Source organism: Flavobacterium sp. PL02, assembly GCF_035013205.1.
In the GTDB taxonomy this organism is placed as follows: Bacteria; Bacteroidota; Bacteroidia; order Flavobacteriales; family Flavobacteriaceae; genus Flavobacterium.
This window is the reverse complement of the sequence record NZ_JAYGJP010000004.1, coordinates 305,091-328,705: the sequence shown is the minus strand read 5'-3', so window position 1 is coordinate 328,705 and position 23,615 is coordinate 305,091. Positions and strand designations below refer to the sequence as shown.

At 32.2% G+C, this 23,615-nt stretch carries 17 protein-coding genes and 1 riboswitch; of the genes, 4 read left to right on the top strand and 13 right to left on the bottom strand.

The window, feature by feature from the left end:
• Positions 1–62 precede the first annotated feature (62 nt).
• Positions 63–1,136, top strand: a complete 1,074-nt coding sequence (locus SHI72_RS14730; protein WP_323490447.1) for a BamA/TamA family outer membrane protein — start codon at positions 63–65, stop codon at positions 1,134–1,136.
• Between the two features lie 355 nt (positions 1,137–1,491).
• Here the strand turns inward: SHI72_RS14730 and SHI72_RS14725 are convergent, their stop codons facing one another.
• From SHI72_RS14725 to SHI72_RS14715, 3 genes are all read right to left on the bottom strand, one after another.
• Positions 1,492–1,980 (bottom strand): GNAT family N-acetyltransferase, encoded by a 489-nt coding sequence (locus SHI72_RS14725; protein WP_323490446.1) that lies wholly within the window; start codon positions 1,978–1,980, stop codon positions 1,492–1,494.
• Positions 1,981–2,114: 134 nt separating this feature from the next.
• Complete coding sequence (locus tag SHI72_RS14720) at positions 2,115–3,530, bottom strand: PLP-dependent aminotransferase family protein (protein WP_323490445.1); 1,416 nt, start codon at positions 3,528–3,530, stop codon at positions 2,115–2,117.
• A 185-nt stretch (positions 3,531–3,715) separates the two neighbouring features.
• Positions 3,716–4,126 (bottom strand): hypothetical protein, encoded by a 411-nt coding sequence (locus SHI72_RS14715; RefSeq protein WP_323490444.1) that lies wholly within the window; start codon positions 4,124–4,126, stop codon positions 3,716–3,718.
• Between the two features lie 237 nt (positions 4,127–4,363).
• On the opposite strand from SHI72_RS14715, the gene SHI72_RS14710 reads away from it, so the two are divergent.
• On the top strand, positions 4,364–9,304 hold the full coding sequence (locus SHI72_RS14710) for a hypothetical protein (protein WP_323490443.1): 4,941 nt from the start codon (positions 4,364–4,366) through the stop codon (positions 9,302–9,304).
• A gap of 90 nt (positions 9,305–9,394) precedes the next feature.
• Here SHI72_RS14710 and SHI72_RS14705 read toward each other — a convergent pair whose 3' ends face one another.
• From SHI72_RS14705 to SHI72_RS14680, 6 genes are all read right to left on the bottom strand, one after another.
• Entirely contained in the window at positions 9,395–10,342 is a 948-nt protein-coding gene (locus SHI72_RS14705) for a DUF4465 domain-containing protein (protein ID WP_052250143.1), read from the bottom strand.
• Positions 10,343–10,420: 78 nt separating this feature from the next.
• Positions 10,421–11,647 (bottom strand): hypothetical protein, encoded by a 1,227-nt coding sequence (locus SHI72_RS14700; RefSeq protein WP_323490442.1) that lies wholly within the window; start codon positions 11,645–11,647, stop codon positions 10,421–10,423.
• Positions 11,648–11,651: 4 nt separating this feature from the next.
• The gene (locus tag SHI72_RS14695) at positions 11,652–12,893 is read right to left on the bottom strand and encodes a hypothetical protein (RefSeq protein WP_323490441.1); all 1,242 of its coding nucleotides are present in this window, start codon (positions 12,891–12,893) and stop codon (positions 11,652–11,654) included.
• A gap of 40 nt (positions 12,894–12,933) precedes the next feature.
• Positions 12,934–14,229: a cell surface protein gene (locus SHI72_RS14690; protein ID WP_323490440.1), complete on the bottom strand. Its 1,296-nt coding sequence runs from the start codon at positions 14,227–14,229 to the stop codon at positions 12,934–12,936.
• A 12-nt stretch (positions 14,230–14,241) separates the two neighbouring features.
• Complete coding sequence (locus tag SHI72_RS14685; protein ID WP_039119764.1) at positions 14,242–15,387, bottom strand: YncE family protein; 1,146 nt, start codon at positions 15,385–15,387, stop codon at positions 14,242–14,244.
• Positions 15,384–17,432, bottom strand: a complete 2,049-nt coding sequence (locus tag SHI72_RS14680) for a TonB-dependent receptor (protein ID WP_323490439.1) — start codon at positions 17,430–17,432, stop codon at positions 15,384–15,386. Before SHI72_RS14680 ends, SHI72_RS14685 begins: the two co-directional genes overlap by 4 nt.
• A 116-nt stretch (positions 17,433–17,548) precedes the next feature.
• Positions 17,549–17,760: riboswitch (cobalamin riboswitch) on the bottom strand.
• 339 nt (positions 17,761–18,099) lie between these two features.
• On the opposite strand from SHI72_RS14680, the gene SHI72_RS14675 reads away from it, so the two are divergent.
• Together SHI72_RS14675 and SHI72_RS14670 are read left to right on the top strand one after the other, a co-directional pair.
• Positions 18,100–18,942: a GNAT family N-acetyltransferase gene (locus SHI72_RS14675; RefSeq protein ID WP_323490438.1), complete on the top strand. Its 843-nt coding sequence runs from the start codon at positions 18,100–18,102 to the stop codon at positions 18,940–18,942.
• Positions 18,943–19,261: 319 nt separating this feature from the next.
• Positions 19,262–19,723: a DUF1810 domain-containing protein gene (locus SHI72_RS14670; RefSeq protein WP_323490437.1), complete on the top strand. Its 462-nt coding sequence runs from the start codon at positions 19,262–19,264 to the stop codon at positions 19,721–19,723.
• A gap of 457 nt (positions 19,724–20,180) precedes the next feature.
• Here SHI72_RS14670 and SHI72_RS14665 read toward each other — a convergent pair whose 3' ends face one another.
• The 4 genes from SHI72_RS14665 to SHI72_RS14650 all read right to left on the bottom strand — a co-directional run bounded on the left by SHI72_RS14665 (position 20,181) and on the right by SHI72_RS14650 (position 22,794).
• A complete protein-coding gene (locus SHI72_RS14665; RefSeq protein WP_123912174.1) occupies positions 20,181–20,561 on the bottom strand; it encodes a hypothetical protein in 381 nt (126 codons plus the stop codon).
• Between the two features lie 6 nt (positions 20,562–20,567).
• Positions 20,568–20,918 (bottom strand): hypothetical protein, encoded by a 351-nt coding sequence (locus SHI72_RS14660; RefSeq protein ID WP_323490436.1) that lies wholly within the window; start codon positions 20,916–20,918, stop codon positions 20,568–20,570.
• A 503-nt stretch (positions 20,919–21,421) separates the two neighbouring features.
• Entirely contained in the window at positions 21,422–22,060 is a 639-nt protein-coding gene (locus SHI72_RS14655; RefSeq protein WP_323490435.1) for a peroxiredoxin-like family protein, read from the bottom strand.
• A 290-nt stretch (positions 22,061–22,350) separates the two neighbouring features.
• Positions 22,351–22,794, bottom strand: coding sequence for a hypothetical protein (locus tag SHI72_RS14650; protein ID WP_323490434.1), 444 nt, complete (start codon positions 22,792–22,794; stop codon positions 22,351–22,353).
• Positions 22,795–23,615: the final 821 nt, after the last annotated feature.

Sequence of the window (23,615 nt, the reverse complement as noted above, 5' to 3'; positions counted from 1 at the left end):
CCATTTGCATACCTTCTGGAATACATTAAATAGTTTATAAAGTAACTTAAAAATACATCAAAATGCATAAAATCTTACCTACTATAATGCTGTTTTTATTTTGTTTATGTGCTTCATCTCAAACAAAACCAGTCGATAGCACAACTACAACAAAGGCAAAACCAAAGAATATAGATTTTAATGTAATGCCTTATCTTAATTATAATAGAACGCTGGATTTTATGTTTGGTGCTATTCCTATGATGATGTATAAACTCAATAAAGCCGATACTATTTCGCCTAAATCGCTATCGGGTATATCTGCAGTTTATACGACTAATAAATCATATTTTGTGGCTTCTTTTAACAAATGGTATTTTAACGAAGACAAGTGGCGAGCTCAATTTATTTTTGTAACGGGTGATCAAAATGCCCAGTTTTATGTGGATGATATCGACACGCCAGATTTTTATGATTATGCAACTAAAAAAATAGTTGTAGCTATGACTCTTCAACGAAAAGTTGTTAAATCGCTGTATGCTGGTATTGGTTATTCGTATGCCCATTATGATACAAACTATGAAGATGATATACAACCATCTTCTGTTACTCAAACAAATGGTTTGCAGCTAAATATGATGTATGATACTCGTGACGCTGTTTATTATCCGACCAAAGGTGATAAAGTAAAATTGCGTTGGATTGGCTATCCCACGTGGGTTGGTAATGATGTTAGTGCCAATAAAATTCTCTCAGAGTACAATAAATACTTTCCTATGCGAAGTGGAACTGATGTATTAGCAGCTCGTTTTTCGGGTAAGTTTGGTTTAGGGAATATTTCTTTTGAGCAGCAAGTAACTATTGGCGGAGAAGATATTAGAGGATATTCTGAGGGGAAATACCGTGGCGACGGACTAATGGCTTTACAAGCGGAATACCGTTACAATTTTAATAAAAAAATGGGGCTTGTAGGTTTTGCTGGTGTAGCAACTATTTATGGATCTGATACATCCGATTTTAATTGGAATTTATACCCTGGTGCAGGAATTGGTTATCGCTACAGAGCATTTAAACACGAGAAATTTAATGTTGGCTTGGATGCAGCTGTTGGAAAAGGCGATTGGGGACTTTATTTCAGAATCGGAGAAGCTTTTTAAATTTATTATTAGTTGCTAAGGTTCTAAGTTACTAAGTTTCTGAGTCGTAGCTTGTATAGTTCAACCACAAACTTGTCTTTCTGCGTCAGGGAGACAAGATTGGGAATAAATTATGCTTAAAGCTTTGCGACCTTTGCGTATCCCGACGCTTCGGGATTGCTTACTTTGCGGTTAAAAACGCACTAGTGCCTTCTCCATTTTAATATTTTTCCTTTTATTCTTGAACTACTTGTGGAGACCCTTCCTGTGTCAGGGAGACAAGATTGGGGAATACATTGTGGTTAAAATTAATCTTGGTCTCTTCTTTTTTTTTCAACCTTTGAGCCTTTGTTGCTTTTTTTCTTTGTTCCTCCTCTTAAGATAGCTTCTTCTCCATTTTAATATTTGCTCGTTCATAAAGTCCCTGCTCCAATGGGATTTCTTCAAATCCATATTTGCGATAAAGATGTATTGCTGACTCTAACTTTGTGTTAGAATACAGAATTAGCTTTTCTATTTTCATATCCTTTGCAGTTGTAATGCAATGCTCCAATAATAATGTGCCAATACCATAACCTTGTGCTTTATCACTGACCGCCATTTTTCCTAATTCGAAAATAGTATCGCTTTTTTTTAGAAGTGAAGCTGTCCCAACAATTTCATTATCTAATGTAGCGTAGTATATAAAACCACCTTTATCAATGATTTCTTCTTTTGGATTTGAGAGTGAAACTTCATCCGTTTTTTCAATTTTAAAATATTTTTCTAGCCAAGCGTAGTTCAGAATTTTGATAGATTCTTTGAATTTATCTGTGTAATCTATTATTTTTATTCTTGATTGAGAGTTAATTATATCTTGATTCATTTGTTTTTATATTAAATTTATTAGTTTAAGTAGATTTGTTTAAATTACTGATATATAGTTGTTTTGCTTAAAAATTAACACTAATCAAAACGAGCTGTCACAATGACAGTTCAGAGTTTTGATGGGTAACGGCATTACAAAGCATTTTTTACAATTGTGCCAAGTCGTTTTATATCTAGATTCAGTTTATCATTCCACTCTAAAGCAAAATTGAGTCGCATGCAATTATTGTATTGATCATGTTGGGTGAAAATTCTGCCGGGAGCAAAACTGATTTTTTGCTTTATTGCAATATCATATAATGAAGCGGTATCAATTTTTTTGTCAAGTTCAAGCCAAAGAAATGATCCTCCTTGTGGTTGAGAAATCTTAGTATTTTCAGGAAAATAATCTTCTACAGCACGCTGAAAATGCAGGCAATTTGTATGCAAAGTGTGCCTGAAATTTCTTAAATGATGATCATATCTTCCAAATTCCATAAAATCGGCAACTACTTCTTGATACAATGATGGCGTAGAGATTGTTTGTACTAATTTCTGTCGGATTATTTTCTCTTTAAACTGTCCCGGAGCAACCCACCCTACTCTATATCCTGGTGCAAGTGTTTTAGATACTGATCCGCACCACATCACAATTCCGGCTTCATCATAATATTTACAAGGTTTTGGTCTGGCTGCGCCAAAGAAAAGATTGCCATACAAATCATCTTCTATAAGCGGAATGTTATGATAAGTAAGCAATTCGACCAATTCTTTTTTATTTTCATCAGGCATTAAGCTACCTAATGGATTACTGAAATTACTCATAAAACAACACGCCTTAATCTTTGGGATTACTTTTTTTAAGGCATCAAGATCAACTCCTGTTGTGGGATGTGTAGGGAGCTCGATAACATTAAGTCCCATAGACTTTGCTATTTGGAGTATTCCAAAATAAACGGGACTTTCGATGGCGATGGTATCTCCTCGTTGGGTTGTGACCATTAAGCAGCTATAAATAGCATTCATAGCTCCAGAAGTAGTTACAAAATCATCTTCGGTTAGTTTACCTTCTAATACAAGCGACCATTTTGCGAGATTACGTCTCAGGTTTAAATTTCCCTGAACCAAATTATAGTCTGTTCCACTCTCCTCCAGATTTCGCGTAGCTTTAATAATTCCTTTATTGAGTTTCGCAATAGGAAGCAAACTCTTATGCGGAACTCCCAAAGAAAATTGGGTAATGCTTTTATCACCAAAAGTATTAAACACCTTAGTAATTAAGTCATCAGGACTTTTTTGGGTTTCTGATACTTTCAATTTATTCATCGAAGGAATCGAAAATTTCCTATTAGATGTATTACTTACATAAAACCCAGATTTAGGTCTTGATTCTACCAAGGATTTACTTTCTAACTCTAAAAATGCTTGCTTAACAGTATTTATGCTTACGTTGTATAATTTTTGTAGTGCACGAATTGAAGGTAGCTTATCCCCTATTTTTAGCGTTTCGGATAGAATCTGTTCCTGAATTATGTGGGCAATTTTTATGTATAAGACTTCTTTAGCCATTTCTTTAATTATTATCTTAACAAGTTATATAACCTTATTGACTAATATTTTATTAAAAAGCATTTTAAACCATGTAAGTGATTTAAGAAAATATAAGTTTTAAAACACTTCGTTTAAATGAACTTACATAACTTATATGGTTCGCTTTTTTGTGTAAACAAAGCTTAATTATTTTGTTCTAAAAACTAGCACTGATCAATCCAGTTTGTTAGTTTATCTATCGCATTTTGAACCGCATTTTCTTTGGTAGCATTATCATTAAATAAAACTTTGAAAGCTTTTTTTGCTTCTAGTTCTAAACCTTCTTTTATTTCGGATGCATTATGTTCTTTTTCTTCAAAATAATAATTAAATTCAGTTTCTCCAGAGCTATTAATTGTTACAAATCCGTAGCCTAACATTTGGTTTCCGTAATGAGCAACACTTAGCGGAAGTCCAAAATGATTAGTATTGTTTTTTTCTATATTTTGCATCAAATTTGGATTGTTTTTAGTCCTTTCTTTTGCACGGTTACATATATTTAATATGCTACCAAGGTGTGAGATATTTACAGTTCCAAATTCTAGATATTGAGCGTTATTTGTTTGAGTATTCATAAGGAGGATTTGTTTACTACAAACCTACGTACTAAATAAAAACAGGTACAGATACAGAAAAAAATTTATATACGGATACAGATTATAAATATATGCTATTTTATCGGTAAATTATTCAGGTATTTTTACCTATAAAAAAACACTTCCTTTTTATTTACTTTGAGCTAAGCGGCCACTTATAAATTATTGATTTATATGTGGCACGCGATTATTTACTAATACCCCAATTATAGTATTATGGCAATTATAAAAAGTAAAATTACACTAGGTACCACAACTAATTTAATCTTTGGATATAACCCTTCTTGGAATCCTTCGTCTCTAGATAATCAAGGCTTGTTTGTGCAAGATAAAAAAGCTTTGAAAGAGCTAGAAATAGATATAAATCCCGATAAAAAATTGGAATGGAAGTACCCAATAGTTTCTATTCACGAAGATGCAGAAAATCTTTTAAATGCTCTATTTCCATATCAAATTGATAACCCTAATGATGGTGCTCCAGATGCTGAAGTCGCTGCGGGAACAATGTTATTGCGTGATCAGGATCGCGATGAAGCACTAAAAAAACTTTCTGAGAATCTAGGTTTAGATTTAAAAGCATCAGATACCTCGTATGCTCTTGTTAAGCTAGAACGCTTATCAGCTACGGCTTTTCATCCTATCAATAAATCTGGAACAATATTACATCCTAATCCGTTATTACCTTCGACAGAATATCAGATTGAGGAAGATTTTCGCAAAAGTTTGATTAAAGTAAGAGCTTCTGATGATGAAAAAGGACAATATAATCCTGCAGAAACGACTTTAAATCAGGCAAATATTTGTATGAAGCATTTTAACGAATGGGGAACTCATTTTGTATCTGGTGTAAATGTGGGAGATATTATTTTTCAGGTGTTTGCATACAATAAAGACTCCTTTAAGAAGGTTTCGGCTAGTTTTTCTAAAAATAAATACACAGATGAAGACTCTGTTAATTTTTGCTATTTTACAACAAATGCCCTTACAGGAGCTTTTGGTTTTGTAAAGGAATATAGTAAACTCATTAGTTTTGGTAATAGCAAACTCTTAGAAAGCGACATCAAAAAGAATCTTTGGCATGATCAAAGATGGTCAGAAACCAATAGTATTTTTGAACCGTTTTTAGATGGAAAAATAAATCTTGCTAACTATAAAGAAAACGCTGTTACAAGATTCAAACTTACAACCTTGTCCGTTTTTGCAGAGTATAACCGCCGTTTGGTAATGAAGCGTATCTTAAAAGGGGCGTTAATCCAAAAATTTACGGATCGTGTTGTTCCTAACTTCGAAAAATATTTCCCGTATGATATTAAGAATGTTATCCCTGACTCCGAAATTCCGGGATTTCTTAGTACAATTGTAACAAAAGACATAAATACGTATAAAGCCAAACTAGCATTGGATGAAATGCAGTTTATAGCCAGTAATAAGGCATTAAAATTCATACTTTGTTCGCAATATCTATATTCAAAAATTGGCACGATAAGCATTCCCGGAAACTATATTAATATACTTACTCAAAGTACTAATATGGAAACTGATAAAGGCGTTGTTGTTTGCAAACTAAGTAAAGACGGTTATAAATCATTTAACCTCAATAGTAAAGTTTTTTATGGCGGAATGGTTGTTACAAAAGACGATTTTACGGAGCATTTTACCATAGTAGACGGACTAAAATTTATGCACGATACAGCCAAAATACACGGTAGATCTCTTGTACTAATTACAGATGATGTACGTAAGGAACCTAAAGAAAGTGATGTATTTCCAGACATGGAAGAAAATTTATCTTTTGCTTATTCTTTTGCCGAATCTATTATGGCAGGTTGTACTGATTTTAACGATACGAATCAAAAAAATGCATTAAACTTTGTGGCAGACACGATGGGTTGGATTACCAGTATACTTCCTCAAGTAAGTAGTAATGCAAATGTGCTAGATTTGAGAGTACGAGCAATGGATAGTGTCCGAAATGCTATGAATCCCGAATATGCTGCTTATGTACCACTATTACCGGCTAAAGAATACAAAAAACATATAGAAACTATTATACAATATTCTGACGGTATTGCTCTTGAGATACAAAAATATCAGGATATTATTGAGGTAAGAAAGACAAAGGAACTAATTATAGATGTAGGTAAATCGCTGAATGAGAATATTATTGAATCGGGTAAATTGCTTACAAAGTTCATTCAGGCAAATGCCGACCAGCAGCGTGATTTGAGTTCGTATTACAAAGAAATTATTACCCAAAAAGAGAAAGAACTCAAAAGCCTAGAAGCTAAAATTGCTACTTTTCAGAAAAATGTTGACAGTCAAAAATCTGATTTGCAAACTGCCGTACTAAACTATAAGCAGGCTGTAAGAGATTGGCAAACTCGACAAGCGATACAATTTGGTCTTGATATGGCGACGACTATTTTTTCCGTAGCTACATCTATTGCTATTCCAGCCAAATCAATCAAAGCTGTAGAGGAATTAGGACTTAAAGTGCAACAGATGCAGAAATTACTTAATATTCTGAATGCATCCTATAAAGTATTTACAACAGGGGTTAAAGGTGTTGAGGAATTGCTAAATGCGGAGAAAGCTCTTAATGAACTAAAAAATGCTTCGTTTGCTATCGAATCGAATCTGGCATGGGATGAAATGAGTGCTAATATGAAGCTTATAATCGATTCTGGACCGCCTGTACAAGAAAAGAATGATTTGATAAATGCATTCCAAATTTTGCTCCTTCGCGGAAAAGCTTTACTTAGCGCAAAAGATGCAGCAAACCAACTCGCCAAAGATATTTATAATCAGCAAAGATTAAACGTATTGAGCGAAGCGCAGCAAAAAAGACTCGATGGAATAAAAGACCAACTAAAACCGGGTAATATTCCGTCGCTAGAACCGCTTAATCTTGATTTGATTGGTATGACTGCTTCACTTCAATTCTTACGAAATCGTATGTTGAGCATGCTTTCTAAAACACTGATTTTACAAGATCAGGCACTTCAATATGAGAATCTTCAAGCGCCTACATTAATGACAGCATTTGATTTGCTGAGTTTTAAAGGTACAATTGTTAAGCAAAGCCAGAATACCTTAACTGCTTTGAATTTGCTAAATTCTATTCATCAATCTGTAACTAGTCCGATACGTATAACGGTAGAAGTGCCTGTAGGTAAATTAATCAATGGTAATGCTTATATTCTGGATATTGGTCTTGATAATGTGAATTTTAGCGAATACATTAATTGTCGTGTTAAGTCTGTAGTGGCAAGCGTTGGAACTTCGGTAAAAACAAAAAGTGGTAAATACCTTTTAAAATTAACGTATGAAGGTAATCCGTTTTTTGATCGTGCTCCCAATAGGATTCCGCGTATGTTTAAAACGCCTTCTCGTGAACGCATCTATGAATATAAATGTGATACTAACACACCTAATTTTACAGACGGCGGCGATACATGGTCTAAAGAGGTTAGCCCGATTACGCCATTCTGTAAGTGGAATATTAGTTTTCCTAAAACAGAAATTAATAAAGGAATAGAGTTAGAAGATGCATTTGTACCCGTAACACTAGAGTTTGTACTTGAGGCAAGAATAGAGGATCTACCTGGTAGATTGTTATCGGGAGTTAAAAAAGGACTTCTTGGTAATGCTCTTACCTCCGCTCCTTCTTTGCAGGATATGCTGGTATTAATGCAAGGAAAAACGGTTACAAATGGTTGGGATGTTGTTTTTAATATGGGGCTTACCAAAATTCAGGAAACTATTAACAAACAGTATGATGAATTAAAAAAAGATAAATCATACGGAGGAAAAATTAAATTAGAGTATCATTATGATGCCACATCTAAAGTGAAAACCTGGGTAAAGTTTGAAGCCGAATATGGATATCCTAAACTCTCTTTTCTTCCCAACAATCCATCCAATGTAAAGATGGAATGCATCATCCATTCTGGAAAGATAACGAAAGGATCACAATACAAATCAGAACCTATAGAATGGGATGAACCAGAAGTATCTAATCCTGGGGCTCTTATTCAAGCACAGATTCCGTTAAGCGAGGCAAAAGGAATTGTAGGATCAGGTACAATTGCAAGCGAGAATGTGTTAAGCGTAATTCTGGACATGTCACAGGGAACTTTTGTTCCCAAAAACATTAATATTGAAGGAAATGATGAAAAAGCAAGATTCAACTTGGAACTCATTTCTTATTTTACGCAGAATCCCGTAGTTTTTGTTGTTAGCTCACTAGATAAAAGTAAGATTGGTAAAATTAGCGATATGAAACCTAACCAATTTTTATTTAAAACGCTGATTACACGCAATTCTGCTAATCAAATTTTACAGCTTTTCATTATGACTAATGATAGAATTGCGGAAAGTAGTCAAACATTTCTTAATAATTTACCCGAACCTATCCCAATGGGATCAGATGTGAGTATGATTGTAAGTAGTAAAGTTTTATTTGAGAGTGTGTTGCCACAAAGTTTGGATAAATCGGGTTGGCAATTAGAAGGTACTAATCCTAAAGATACTAATAAGTCGAAGGCATGGTCGGGAAAGTTTAATCAAGGTGCGCTTACTGCAGAAGTAAATTTAAGTGCTCTGGATAGTAGCTATACAAGTCCTAGAGGTGTTGTTGAAATATCCAAGTATGCTGTTGATGGAGGAATAATTTCTGAACCAATTTCAGGAATGACTTTAACTCCTAATGGAACAAATATAAAATTAGATTTTAATCAGCAGCGCACGCAACATTTTACAGAATACTGGAAAACAATTATTTGGTTCCGTACGGAGTCTGGTACTAAAGACCATTCATCTGATTATACCTTAAATATTTCTGCTTCTATGCCTCTTACCATATCGGGTACTGGCAGAGAACAAAATATTTCATTTAAAATGACTAATCAGGATGTTAAAATTAGTGGGCATCTTTCGGGTGGTGGCCCTTGTGGTTGTGGGAATGATTTGCAGGCATTATTCAATATTCAATTGAATGAACAAATTCCGCCAAAATTAACGAAGCAACTCAATGTAAGTTTTAATGATGTTTCTGTATTTGCATTAAAGAATTTGATTTTCCCGCAAGGAAATTACATTGAATTAAAGGATGTAAATTGCCCAGGAGATTTGCTTATTACGGGTAGTATTATTTAAAAACGGGTCATTTTAAACAGATATAAAAAATTAGATAATAAAAAGAGCCATCTTTTGAATGGCTCTTTTTTGTATTGTAAACAATTTGTTTTAGTCTATTCGTTTTACCGAAAGTTTGTCTAAACAAAAGTATGCTGCAGTATTGATTCCGTAAATGGGATCTGAGTCTGTTGAAGCCATCTGGAAAATAAGATATTTAACATCTCCCAAACTAGCTAGTTTAAGAGCCGTTACATCTACCCAGCCTGTTGGCATTACAAGAGAAGTTCCTGTATGATTTGCTAATGTGTGTGTTACTGGAGCAGAGATAACTCCACTTGCATCAACACCATAAATTAATAATTCGAAATGATCACCAGAAACAAATTTCTTAGCAAAACCATCTCCATTTAAACAACCATAATAAGGCCACGGATGCATATTAATTTTCAATCCTTTAACTTGGTATGTTCCTGTATTTCCTATTTTTACCCAGTTTGAAAATCCTCCTTCAGTAAAAGTAGTTCCTTGTGGATTTTTAGGATCTAAATAACTAGACCAATAAGCTACAATATAAGGATCTCCTGTTGTTCCCGGAGTTCCTGGCGCAATTGTAGAAGAAGTATTAAAACCACTTCCTGCCATAGTTCCCCATTGGTGAGGCACCCAACCATCTGATCCACCCGGAGCAGCACCAGAACCGTAATCTTTAATATCATTTACGTTAGATACTATAAAACCATCCCAGTAGTTGTATCCCGCAGATGTAGCTGTGTGCGAAAACGTAAATATATCTACATTTAGTTTTGTGTTAGATACATAAGTGTTTTCCCAATACTTACCACCAGTTGTAGTGATTCCGCTTGCTAGTAAAGAACTCGTTAGATTAAGAGTTGTTGTAGTTCCTATTGCCGGATCAGCAAGGATTCTGCTTGTAGATGCATTTGCGCTGTTTGCTGTTGCATTTGCTCCACCATCAATTAAAACATTGTCTTCGTTGCTACAGGACGAAAGTCCTAAAAGTAAACCAACGGTCAAAAAATAAATTACTTTCTTCATTATTTATAAAATTAGGGGTTAATAATTCTTCTTTAATGTTTTTGCAATAGCATACTTTTTAAGAATATGCAGTTTTAATTATTTGCTTTTTGCAAAATTCAAATCCTCAGCTTCTTTAAAAGAACTTGTTAATAAATCTGAAGCTCCAAGCTCTGTATATGTTGACACATATACTTTAACAAAATCGATTCCAGGTAAATGCACTTTTTTTCCGTTACTATCTACAGCCCAACTAATATCTATCGAAGGATCTTTGATACCAGCATAACCCCATTCAAAAGTTCCTACATTAAAAGCAGTCCCTTCTCCATCACTTACATCTTTTACAGGCAAGTATAGTTTTGTTCCTTTTAGGGTATAAGAATCTCCTATCCATTGTGGGTAATAATTTAAACGTCTCCATTTTTTTGTTTTAGTAATAAAGTTGGATGTGTTTTTATTATCTGTCCATTTTAAATATTCTTTATCAAACTGCCAATCGGCTTTGCCTGTTACAGCCACTTTGGCTGGATCTGGCTTGAAATAAGTGATTTCGTAATTTTTTGTTGTCGTAGATTTATTATGCTCACTTCCTCCTATCTCATACCATTCATTATCATCTGCAATACCGTTTTTATTGGCATCATACGCTACATATACACTTACAGGGAAAACTTTTACAGTAGTACTGTTAGCAACTGTTTGAACAGTAAAATCTCGTTTGCCATAAGAATTAATAACAGTATGATCAAATTTTGTAACAATGTACCCGCCAAAAGTTCCAAGGTTAATATCTTCTCCCTGATTAAGACTTGCCTGAATATTTTCTAAAATTTCAGTTTTAGTAGTAAACTCATAATTATCAAGAGCATAACTTGGTGCTGGTAAATAATCTATAAGCGATAGCGCTTTTGCTGTATAGGTTTTACCTGTTTCTGAAACTTTAACTTTCGTTGAAGCTTGTTTTACTAATTTATCCAATGTTACAGTAAATTCTACAGCATAATCAGCCGCTTTAGGAGCAATAAATTGTAATGTCTTTGCATCGCCAATAATAGAATCCTTGACAATTCCATCAGTACCAGTTACTTTAACAGTCCATTTGTATTTTGCAACAGCTTCACCAGCGTTTTCAATAACAACTTCTGGATTTATACTTACAACGCTGTATCTTTCTACTGCAAAATTTGGTTCTAATTTTAATGTAACAGAAGCGTTTTTAACGGGTTCAGGAGTTGTCTCAGGCTTTGAATCATCATCGTTACTACAGCAATAAAAAGCACCAATAGCTACTAAAATCAAACTATATTTTAAATATTTTTTCATTTTCTTATTCTTTTACTTTTCTTAAATTGTATTTTTTTAATATATGAAGATCTGCTGCTCCTGCGAATCTTGTTGCCATTGATGATTGCTGATGACAAAGTCCCATTGGCTCACTAACACAGTTTACAATTTTTATAAAATTTATTCCTGGTAGATTTGCTTTATTTCCATTTTTATCTACAGCCCAGTCTATATCAATATCAGGATTTACAGCATTTACATATCCCCATTCAGGAGCTTCAAAATTCCATAGTGTAGTTTGTCCGGGACGGAGTGGTGTAAATTTTACATTTAGCCTGGTTCCTTCATATACAGCAGTATTTTGAGTTGCCCAAGCAGGGTAATATTCTTTTTTTGTCTTAGATCGTGGTAAATAATACGTTTCAGAATTATTATTTTCGCAATAAATGTGTTCACGATCTATAAATGGATCATTAGGACCACTTACTACTACAGGCTTTCCTATGGCAGGTTTATGGTATGTAATCTTAAAGTTTTTGGTAGTATTTTCTTTAGTATGCTGGCTTCCTATTATTTCGTACCATTCATCATCATCTGGTTTTCCATTACCATTTTTATCATAGGCTACAAATAGTAATCCTGGAGCTGGGGGATTGCCCTTATCGGTTAAATTTCCTCCATAAACTCTAAAATCTTTTTGTCCTGCATTATTAATAACAGTATGATCAAACCCTACAATAATAGATCCTCCAAAACCACCTAAGTCTAATGGATAACCAACACTGGTTTCATTAATCCTGCCTAATGCTACTCGCATTATATCTTCTTTTGTAAAACCATTTTTAAATAAATCATTGGCAAACATTCCCGGTGCAGGATCAAAATCGTAGATTGCTGTTATATAAGGATTGTAATTTTTAGTCTCATTAGTAACATTTACTAGTGTTTTTTTGCTTCCTTTTTTTCCATCTGCCGATACATTTAATGTCAATTCGTATGCACCTGAGTATAGTGCTATGAATCTTAAATCTTTAGAATTTCCAACAATAGAATCTGTAGTTTTATTAACTGGATTTTTAGTCATTACCCATTGATATGTTGGGTTTGTTGCAGTAGCTGAAGCATTTATATTTAAGACACTAAAGGTCCCTATATCATGTTTTTCTTGAAGTGTAATTGCTATTGTATTCTTAGCCACGTCTACTGGTTTTGAGTCATCATCATTACTACTGCATCCTATAACTAAGAATGCAAGGAATAATAAATGGGTTAATTTTTTTTTCATGGTTTCTGGTATTATAGTTTAATTTAAAATCCTTTTTTATTTATGGTCTGGTAGGGATATTTTCTCCTAAAAGATGCAAATCTGTAGCACCCATTATTTCGGTAGAAGTTTCTCCTAACCATCCGGCTTGCTGATTAAGTGCATTATAAACTTTTACGAAATCAACTCCTGGCAAATGAATTTTGTTTCCGTTTTTATCTATTGCCCAATCAATATCTATTGCAGAATCATTATCATTATTTGGGGCATTATCTGCATATCCGTATAAAAATGCGTACTGAACAAAATAGCTTCCAGTTCCGCTTTCATCAACAGCATTATCTGGTAATCTTGTACCTTTAAAAGTGATTTTTTCCTGATCTTTGAGCCATTTTGGCCAATAATCTAAGGAATGATTATAAGCGTTGTTTTGGGCTAGATAACCGTCTTTGCCTTTGTTATCTTTCCAGTATATATATTCTACATCTGTAAATTGTACTGTACCTGTACCGCCTCCTGGAACGGGAATTTTATTAGGATCAGGTCTATAATAGGTGATTTCATAATTCTGAACTGTTTTTTCCATTTTATGCCCAGCTCCTTCTATTTCGTACCATTCATCATCCGGAAGACCGTTTTTATTTTTGTCGTAGGAAACCATTATAACTCCTGCTTCACTACTCCCGCCACGCATAGTTTTATCAGGATTAGGATTGGCCTCTGCCCAAAAAGCATTACCTAAAACTCTAAAATCGCGTTTGCCTTTTACGTTTACAATTGTATGATCGAAACCAAAAACAATATAACCACCAAAGGCTCCAAGCGAAATCAGATCTCCGTTTTTCTTGGCTAGATACGTATTAGCTCTGCTTAAAATTTTATCATACGTTTCACCGTCATTCGCTGCAGGCAAATCATTTATAAACTGTCCCGGAGCAGGTTTAAAATCAAATACTTTGGCAATAAATGTTTTATAATCCTTAGCTTCCTTGCTTACGTGTACTTTAATTTTTTGTGTTTGCGTATTTCCGTTATCAGTTATAACTACTGTAAGTTCATACGTTCCTATTTCTGTTGCTGCAAATAAGGCTTCTCTTGCAGTGTTGTTTGCCAAAGAATAATTTTCTGAAGGAGAATTTGTTACGCTCCAACTGTAAGTTGCATTTGCGCTTACGGTACTATTTACAGTAATTGGTACTATTGTAGCCCTTTGTGCATTGTACTCATTGTTACCAATACCACCTGTTGGCGGATTGCTATTATCAGAACTATCGTCTCCACTAGAACAATTGGCTACCAATGCTGCTGCGAGTATAAGCAATAGCGTTCGGAAATGTTTTAAAGATTTGTTATACATGATTTTACTATTTTAGTTTTTGGTTATAAAAGCAATATGTGCAGGTATATTTCCTGCTGTAGTTTTCCATTTTAATTTTCCATCGGGTGTAAAGCAATAGATATAGCCTGTTACGACATAATTTTGTGCATCGGTGATATAAATTTCTTTGGTTTCGGGATTTACCTGTAGTCCGTAAGGAATCATTATTTGTTTATCTGTACCGTCTGTGATTATCTTGTCGCTTATTATCTTTTTGGTTTTAGTGTCTAATATTCCGTAGGTTACTTTATTACTATTAGTAAGATAGCTCCACGATACACTATAGAAATAGAGTAAATCATCTACTAAACACATTCCTAGAACCGGAATATCGAGTTGCATTTTTTTCTCATCCGTTTTGGTATCAATTACAAAAAGATTTGATGGTGTATTGTAATAATCTCCTCTGGAACTCACATAAATATCTCCTCTACTGTCTATTTGCATACTGTAAAGATTTATACCTACATCTATCTTTTTTATTTCGGTAAAAGTCTCAAGATCAATCACAGATACGGTTCTGTCATAATTAGGAACTCTATAACCTCCAGAGTTTGCTACATATAATTTTCCGTTACTTACCACCATTTGCTCTGGCTGATAACCTACATTTACTTTTCGTTTTATTTCTAATGATGTCGTATCAATTTCGGCCACAAAACCTATCTCTGCATTAGGATCTATGGCTACAGGACCAGAATAGGAACTTACATAGGCTTTGTCTTTATAAAAAGCTACATATCGGCAATTAGGAATATCAATTTTTTTGATACGTTTTGCCGACCATTTATCGATTACTTCAACTTTATTCGAACAGTTTATTACAGCATAAACCTTGTTGCCATAAATTTTTATATCGTTACCTACATCTCCCAATTCTTTTATAACTGTAGGATTTCGTTCCGAATAAATATCGGTAGTATAATTTCCGGTTCTATAATTAAATATATCGATGCTCGCCCGGTTCATCCCCATATTACCTTCGTTAAGCAGATAAAAACCTTCTATCTTGCCATCACTTCTTGGTGCAGCAACGCTTTTATCCGAAGATGGAAAAATGGTTTCTTCTTCTCTACAAGAAACAAAAGCAAGGGCTATAAATAAACCGAGAATTAATTGTGTAGTTATCTTTTTCATAGCGCAATACTTATTATAAATTTCATTGTACGTCCCGGCATCGGATAATTGTATATAACCTCATACTGCTGATTAAGTACATTGTTTACCTCTATTGTTCCTTTTATTAAATATTTGCTTAAAGCAAAAGACTTTTGTACTGCTAAATCGTGTGTGTACCAAGGCTGAATTTCATTGATTTTGATATTGTTGACATTACCATTATATCGTTTTCCTACATAAACAAAACTGTAGTTAAAATTCCAGGTTTTATAATCAGCATTTAATATCCCAGAACCACTATGCCACGGTGTATAAGGAATCTGATCTCCGTAAGAAGACAATTCTAAACCTGCAAATTTTGTATAATCTCTACTTTCAGAATAAGTGTAGGTAAGATTTGTAGCTAAGTTTACATTACCAATATGCATTCCTATATTAAGAACAGATTCTATTCCTTTTCCTTTTACTTGTCCCATATTGGTCATCATCCATCTGAATAAATTTCCTGTTGGAGCAGCCACAATTTTATCTTTGGTATTGGTATAATATCCATCAATCTGAATAGAAAGTTTGTCTAAAAAAGCATTGTTTACAGGTAAATTATAAGTAAATCCAACATCGTACTGATTCATATATTCGGGTCTCAAAGTACTAGATCCGACCATGGTATAATACAAGTCATTAAAAGTGGGCATTCTGAAAATACGTTTTGCAAATGCTCGTAAATTAAAATCGTAGTCTTTAAATGGTGTATAACCAAGGAATAATGCAGGAGTAAACTCTTTTTTGTCGGGAGCTTTTGCGTTATAGCGCACTTCTTCCTGAACATAAGTACCCACAACACTACCTAAAGCTTTAAATTGCCCCAGTCTGAAGGAACTTGCCAAAGAAAATAATGCTGTATAGCGTTGCGGAAATGAAAATTGGGTTTGAATGCCTTTTCTTGTAGCATTTAGTTTATTGTATTGAAAATCTGTAGATAACGAAACATCCCATGTAGGTAATATGTTGTACATATTTACTGCCGAGAAATATATTTCTTGTTGGTAATAACTATCGTCAGATTGTGCTCCTTCGGTTACTGTTTCTCCTAAAATATGGGCAGTATCTCTGGCAACATAATGTGTATAATCATAAGCATATTTTGCCTTTGCCTGAAATTTATATTTTTTTGTAAAATCCTTTACTATAGATGCCTGTGTGAAAAAATTTTTATCGTACTGTCTAAATCCGTCAGAAAACTTATTTTCTACAATTGCTCCCGGTGCTCCCCTATCCGAATCGTAATAATAAACTTTGGCATCCCAGGAACCATTATTTATTTTTCCGTAAAGTCCAGATTCAAATCTGAATGCTTCAATATCACTATTATGTCTTGTTGCAGTAGTATCGTAGGCTACAGTACCATCCTGATTGTTTCTTTTGTATCTAAATTTATATTGACCGTTAGATTTTATATATTCAGAACTTACGCTCATGCTTACTTTATTACTAAGCTTTTGTTCCCATCTAAAAGACGGATCAAAATAATTTATGGTCATGGTTTTAAACCGCACCAATAAATTAGTTTTTTTATCTCCTTCAAAAACGGGACGTTTGGTTCTTAAATAAATGGTAGATGCTGCTGCAAAGTCTTTTGCAGACTGAAAGATTTCACTTTTCTGACCGTTATACATGGTAAGAGATTCCATGTCGTCTAGGGAATACTTACCCAAATCAGTAACTCCGTTTTGCGCATTACCTAATTGGATTCCGTCATAAAAAACACCTACATGGTGCGTTCCCATATTACGGACATCTACAGTTTTAAGTCCGCCAAGACCACCATAATCTTTAATCTGGACTCCGGCAAAATAACGAAGCGCATCGGCAACATTATGACTGGCAAGATTTTCTAGTAATTTCCCCGAGAGGCTTTGCACAGGAATTACTTCCTGGTATGGTTTTGCCTTAAGAATTACTTCTTTTAGTTTGCGAATGCTATCATTGGTTGCTTGCGAATGAAGCAAAAATGGAGTAAATAAGATAAAAACGAATAAAAGCTTTTTGTTTGTATTATACATCACTAAATAAATTATAAAAACTTTTCGCGATGTAATAATCAAGAAGCATAATAAGAAAGTCCCGCTATAAAATAACAGGCTAATTTTCTTGTTCTTCAACTTTATTCCTCGAAAGTTTTAAACTATGTGATTTTGGCAGGTCTCCTGACTTGTTCTATCTTTAAACAACCTTCTCATCCCGAGAATCGGGACAATGGCATTAGTAACGTTTAAAGACTTATTATAGAACTTACAGTAGCGGGTCTGTTCAGGATTTACACCTGATTCCCTTTTAACTATTTCTTCTTAAAATTTTAAGAAAAAGTAGACCAAAATTTTGAGCAAATATATAACATAAGTTTATGAAAAAAAGTTCTTATTTAATTTAATTACAATTAAGACAATAAAACAAGGGCATAATCTGCTAATTTGATAATTTTCATTTATATCCAATAAATTTAAAAATATGACAATATATCAGTTTGAAAACTAGACGATTCTTGTAAAAAAACAATATCTCGATATTTCGACATCCATTTAGTTACCTCCTATTTTTTAATAAAATCTAAAATAGTTCATCATTGTTTTTTACATAAAATGTATATTTGATTTTCTCTATTTCAATATTTAGAAAGCCTTTATAAATTAGAGAAACTCAATCTTAAACTCAAAAAAATTAGCATAAAAAATGGAAGTAAAAAGTTTAGAAAACATTGATATTAAAGATCTATTAGCGGTTATTAATTTATCTTTTTCAGATTATATCGTGCCTTTTAGTCTTAATTTAGAGCAACTTAAAGCTAAGATTTCTGCCGAAAATATTAAATTAGATTTGTCTATCGGAGTTTATGCTGAAGATAAATTAGTTGGATTTATGCTGCATGCTTTAAATACTACAAACGAAGAATTTGTTGCTTATAATGCTGCAACTGGTGTTGTTCCAGATTATAGAGGAAAAGGTTTAGTTGGTAAAATGTATGATATTTTAGTGCCGAAATTAGAAAATCTTGGCGTAAAGCAAATGGTTTTAGAAGTTATAGAAGGAAATCATCCTGCAATACGAGTTTACGAAAAGATGGGTTATACAATACATAGAAAACTAGATTGTTTTAAAGGTAAAGTACCGGCATTAGATATAAATCCTAAAGTTGATATAAAGAATCTTAAAGAAACTCAATGGGAATTGTTTAAATCTTTTTGGGATATAGAACCTTCATGGCAAAACGATATTATGGCAGTGAGCAATAGTATAGAATTTAGCCAAATTCTTGGAGCTTATATAGATGCTGAATTGGTAGGTTATGCAATATATAATCCTACATCCAAAAAAATTAATCAAGTAGCTGTAGCTCCTAATTATCGTCGTAAAGGAATTGGTACGAGTTTATTTAATCATATTAACAATGCTGTGGATCAAAATGAATTATTAGTATATAATGTTCAGAATAGTTCTGCAGAAGCAAAAGGATTTATAAAAAATTTAAATATACCATATACAATTTCGCAATTTGAAATGAAAAGGAATCTTTAAGTAAAAAAGAAATACAAATTTTCGGTTGTAAAATTAATTAGGCAAAAGAATTAGTGACAATTAGTGTAATTCGTGTTTAAAATTGATTTATAATATTTGAACCTAGACGAAAGTTTACTAAAATTTGATTTTTTTTTATAATTTTTCAGCAGAATTGTATTTTTAATTATATCAGTTATTTGGAGCTGTTTTTTATAAAATTTTAAGTAAGATTATTACTCAACTTAGTCATAAAACTCACATAGTCTGAGTCTTCCATTAGGAAGAACCTATATTTTTTAGTATTTTTGCACCCTTTTTTACACAATATAATACAACAATGGCACATTCAAACAATGATTTAATCCGTTTTTTAGAAGCACAAAACCAGCTGTATCTTACCGCTCTTTCTGAAATTAAAAAGGGGAAAAAAGAAACCCACTGGATGTGGTTTATTTTTCCACAAATTACGGGTTTAGGCACTAGCGATACAGCCAATTTTTATGCTATTACCGATTTAAAAGAAGCTACAGAATTTGCAGCACACCCAATTTTAGGAAAACACCTTGTTGAGATTTCTGAGCTTTTATTGACTTTTAAAATGAAATCAGCAGAATCACTTCTGGGAGAGTTAGATGCTAGAAAATTACGTTCTTCGATGACTCTTTTTAGTTTAGTAGAAAACTGCCACCCTATTTTTCAGGAAATATTAAATGCTTTTTTCTCTGAAGAACAAGACCCACGCACCTTGTCCATTATTAATTCAATTATAGAGCAATCTATTGAAACAACTACGCTGTAATTATACAGTAATGTAATAGATTATTTACTCAAAAAAAGACACTACATTGTATTTGCTTTCGCAAATCGGTAGTGTCTTTTTAGTTTTGTTAATTAGTAAAGAAATTCATCAATAAATTCGTTTTCTTCATTGATATATAGATAATATGAACTAACATTTACGTCATCATCTTGGTGATGAAGTTCTAATCTTATTTCGATACATGGTGTCGGAATGAATTCATGATCAACTAATATTGAGATTGATTTATTTACAATCTTACTTATGTTGTCTAAATATTCTTTATCAATATTATAATAATATTTAATAGCTAAATTATAAAACTCTTCTTTCTTATCTTAAATGTCTTTATAGGAGTCCATGTTATGTATTATTAATGAAATGTAAAATATTCATTCTTTTAGTATTAGTAATAGTTACAATTTCAGAAGTACTAAAATTTATTATTATTGATAATTTATTTTTTTGATCTCTGTATTAGCTCCTCAAAGTACACATTATAATCAAATACTTCTTTGATCTTGTTGTCTTTGTATAAGGTAATATATGCTTGGTCTTTAATTTTAACTATAGAATCCCCTACTTCTACTTGATCCCAAAAATAATTTTCTAAGGGAACAACATTTGTACTTGTGAGTTTTAGCATAGGAGTACCGTGTTGTGCTGAATCAACATATTTTTCAGCTACAACACCAGAATATGACTCTCCTTCTCTATTTTTAAGTACTCTTTTATAAAAAGCTTCATTCCCAGAAAGATAATTACCTATAAAAATGAACACACCTACTAGTATTGCGAAAGCCATTAATCTAAGTATTTTTTCTGTTTTTTCAGACATATTCATTTATTTGTAAATCTTACCTTCACACTCAAAATTAAAACTCATAACAGTATCTTTTTTATGAATACTAAAAATTAATTCTCCTTTCTTTTTTATTATAGTATCACCAATAGTAATATCTTTTTTATAATTTGACCACCACATATCGCTTATATTAGAATTACAATCGTATTCTTTTTTAGTTACCGGATTTATTCCTTTATAATCAAATCGAGAATCAGTATCGCTCGGAATTTTTTGTACGATTAAAAGACATTCATCTACTCTATAATATTCAACTGTAGAGTAGCAATCTCTAATCGGACCACAAGAAAATATGCATAAAGACAAGCAAAATAAAATTGTATATTTCATGTTTTTAAAATGTTTTTTTTGGTATTGATACCTCCAATTACTCTAATATATCAATATAATATTGATTGGTAATTAGTTAATTGCATTTATAAAATATATTATACAGCATATGTAAAAAATGAAAGACGGTATTACAAAATAAAAAGCTTTAAGAGGTTTTTTAAATTTATTTTTAAGATAAAATTGAAGCACTTTTATTGCTAGTATTAAGTTAATGATGAAAAGAGGCAAGTGAAAAAAATATGATAGTATAACTTTTGATCCTCTAATATAAGTACCATAACTATTAATTCTATTATCTATCATAATAATTTCCAAAATTAGAAGGATTATTAGAATAGTAAATGAAATGTAGGAAGTTCTTAGTGTTTTATTTTTCATATAGTTAAATTCCAACCACTTTTGCTTGAATATATACAAATATAACATTGATTTACAATCAGTGTTTACAATAAGAATTAAAATAAAAAATTCCCGTTCGCTAAAACAGGAATTTATGTAGGTCATAATTGTTCAATCAGTTCTTGAATATTTATCCTATTCATATAATTGGTATCAACAAATTTATAAGTAATAAGATAATCTGTATCGATAACAAAAACCGCAGGAATAGGTAATTCGTTGTTATCGTTCTCATTATAGTTAGATAACTCTATTCCTAGACTCTTATAAGTGGGAATTACATAATTTTGAAGTTTAAAGGAAATGCCAAGTTGTTTAGCCAAAGCATTGTCTTTGTCCGTTAATAACTCAAAATCTAGTTGGTGATTATTCTTTAATTCTTTGCTATAATCAGGTTTTTGCGGAGAGATTACTACCAATTTTGCTTTTTTGTCTACAATTTGCTTTAGGTTTTCCTGTAATGCTCTCAATTCTAGATTACAATACGGACACCAACTGCCTCGAAAAAAAGCGACAATCACTTTCCCGTTTTTTAGAAGCTCTTTTAATTCTATAGTTTCATCATTTGTATTTGGAAGACTGAAATCAGGAAACCGTTCGCCTATCCCGATGCTACTTTCTTCAATCCCCTGAGTTTTCAATTCCTCTATGGATTTACTAAATATTTCTAAAACTTCTGTCGGAAGCTGTTTTGCTAAATTTTCATTTAATTCCTCTATCTGTTGTGCTAAAATCTTCATATTTTGTTTACTATTTCCGCAAAGATTTAAAAGTTAATTCAGAACCACAATACCGCATAAAATTGTCCTTATGGGATAAAAAAGTCGATTTTAAGAAAACAAAGGAATGAGCGATAGAATAAAAAAATATCAATTTGAATTTTTAACTTTTATCCGATTGCTATGACAAAATTCACTAATGCTGAGATGGCTAGTCCAATTATAATAAGCCAATGTTTAAAAGTTTCAGCGTATGTAATTAAGAACACTTCGGAGAAAAGGATTATGCTATTGATATACTATCTAAAATATTATCCACCACCATACATATAAATATCTTTAGTCTGAATATCTTTCTCTTTAACAAATTCAACTTTTTTCTTCATACTACCTAGCACAAAAGTTCCTATATAATTCTGAGGAGGAATCTTCATCCAAAACTTCCCTTTCAAAGTAACTGTTCCGTCATTCTTATTAAGAATATACCAACTACTATCACAATCAATTAATACATAGGAATTGCCGTTGTCATATAAATAACTTTTTGCTCCGGTTCCTATATCACCTTGTATCTTGATTTCATAAATATTTTCCTCATTACAAGTTATTAGTAAATAACGATCATATTCTCTCAAAATAGGATTGCTTTTCTCAATCTTAATCTTTATATTTTTTAAACCAATCTTACCCTCACATTCTATTTTTTTGTCACAAGAAATAAAAGTTAATATTAAAAAGATAAAGTATTTTTTCATTCTAATTAAAATTCATAAAAGTTAAACCTATTGCTAAGATATACGTAACGATAGCGCTGATTTACAATCAGTGTCCACAATCAAAATTAAACTAAAATTCGTTAGCTAAAATGAGATTTTAAACTAAGTCAAGATTGTTTAATGTGATTCTCTTTGTGGGTAGGAAGATTTTCTTTATCTACATAAAATATTTTAAAAATATTCAAAACAATAAAAATAATTACAAAAACATTTATTAAATCAAACACGTATGACAAACAAATAAGTTGAACTGCTAAAACTAAAACATCAAATGATAAGCTAAAAAAAGTAGGCTTTGTATAAATTAAATTTCTACTTACAAAATCATATATCAAAACCAAAAAGAAAGCTATTGTTATTATTATAAAAAATATTTTTATATATTTTTCTTCTAAAAAAATTGTAGAAATTAATAATAGAGCTAAACTTATTTGTACATAGAAGTACTTTGAAATTTTCATATTATTTAAGTTGTTATCAAAATTATACATTCAGTATTTGTATTTTAAGTTGAAAATTAAAATTAATGCAATTTATTTTAAAAGTATTAGGGATGAATATTGGAAAATTTCAATCTCACATTATATGTAAATATAACATTGATTTCCAATCAGTGCCCACAATTAAAATTAAGCTAAAAGTTCCCGTTTTAGCAAACGTAAATCGAGTTTTTTATTAGATACTCTTTGTGGGTACGAAGTCAAGTGACATTCAAACACCGTTTTTATTAGAATACTTCGGAGAATGAGGAACGTCTGACTGCATTTTCAATAATACGAAAATAGAAGTACTTTAATTAT

Excerpts from the sequence above, each read along its gene's own strand:
- SHI72_RS14675 (WP_323490438.1), top strand. The coding sequence starts at position 18,100 with ATGGAAGTAAAAAGTTTAGAAAACATTGATATTAAAGATCTATTAGCG.
- SHI72_RS14715 (WP_323490444.1), bottom strand. The coding sequence starts at position 4,126 with ATGAATACTCAAACAAATAACGCTCAATATCTAGAATTTGGAACTGTA.
- SHI72_RS14710 (WP_323490443.1), top strand. The coding sequence starts at position 4,364 with ATGGCAATTATAAAAAGTAAAATTACACTAGGTACCACAACTAATTTA.
- SHI72_RS14685 (WP_039119764.1), bottom strand. The coding sequence starts at position 15,387 with ATGAAAAAGATAACTACACAATTAATTCTCGGTTTATTTATAGCCCTT.
- SHI72_RS14665 (WP_123912174.1), bottom strand. The coding sequence starts at position 20,561 with ATGTCTGAAAAAACAGAAAAAATACTTAGATTAATGGCTTTCGCAATA.
- SHI72_RS14720 (WP_323490445.1), bottom strand. The coding sequence starts at position 3,530 with ATGGCTAAAGAAGTCTTATACATAAAAATTGCCCACATAATTCAGGAA.
- SHI72_RS14705 (WP_052250143.1), bottom strand. The coding sequence starts at position 10,342 with ATGAAGAAAGTAATTTATTTTTTGACCGTTGGTTTACTTTTAGGACTT.
- SHI72_RS14660 (WP_323490436.1), bottom strand. The coding sequence starts at position 20,918 with ATGAAATATACAATTTTATTTTGCTTGTCTTTATGCATATTTTCTTGT.
- SHI72_RS14670 (WP_323490437.1), top strand. The coding sequence starts at position 19,262 with ATGGCACATTCAAACAATGATTTAATCCGTTTTTTAGAAGCACAAAAC.
- SHI72_RS14680 (WP_323490439.1), bottom strand. The coding sequence starts at position 17,432 with ATGTATAATACAAACAAAAAGCTTTTATTCGTTTTTATCTTATTTACT.
- SHI72_RS14695 (WP_323490441.1), bottom strand. The coding sequence starts at position 12,893 with ATGAAAAAAAAATTAACCCATTTATTATTCCTTGCATTCTTAGTTATA.
- SHI72_RS14700 (WP_323490442.1), bottom strand. The coding sequence starts at position 11,647 with ATGAAAAAATATTTAAAATATAGTTTGATTTTAGTAGCTATTGGTGCT.
- SHI72_RS14655 (WP_323490435.1), bottom strand. The coding sequence starts at position 22,060 with ATGAAGATTTTAGCACAACAGATAGAGGAATTAAATGAAAATTTAGCA.
- SHI72_RS14690 (WP_323490440.1), bottom strand. The coding sequence starts at position 14,229 with ATGTATAACAAATCTTTAAAACATTTCCGAACGCTATTGCTTATACTC.
- SHI72_RS14650 (WP_323490434.1), bottom strand. The coding sequence starts at position 22,794 with ATGAAAAAATACTTTATCTTTTTAATATTAACTTTTATTTCTTGTGAC.
- SHI72_RS14730 (WP_323490447.1), top strand. The coding sequence starts at position 63 with ATGCATAAAATCTTACCTACTATAATGCTGTTTTTATTTTGTTTATGT.
- SHI72_RS14725 (WP_323490446.1), bottom strand. The coding sequence starts at position 1,980 with ATGAATCAAGATATAATTAACTCTCAATCAAGAATAAAAATAATAGAT.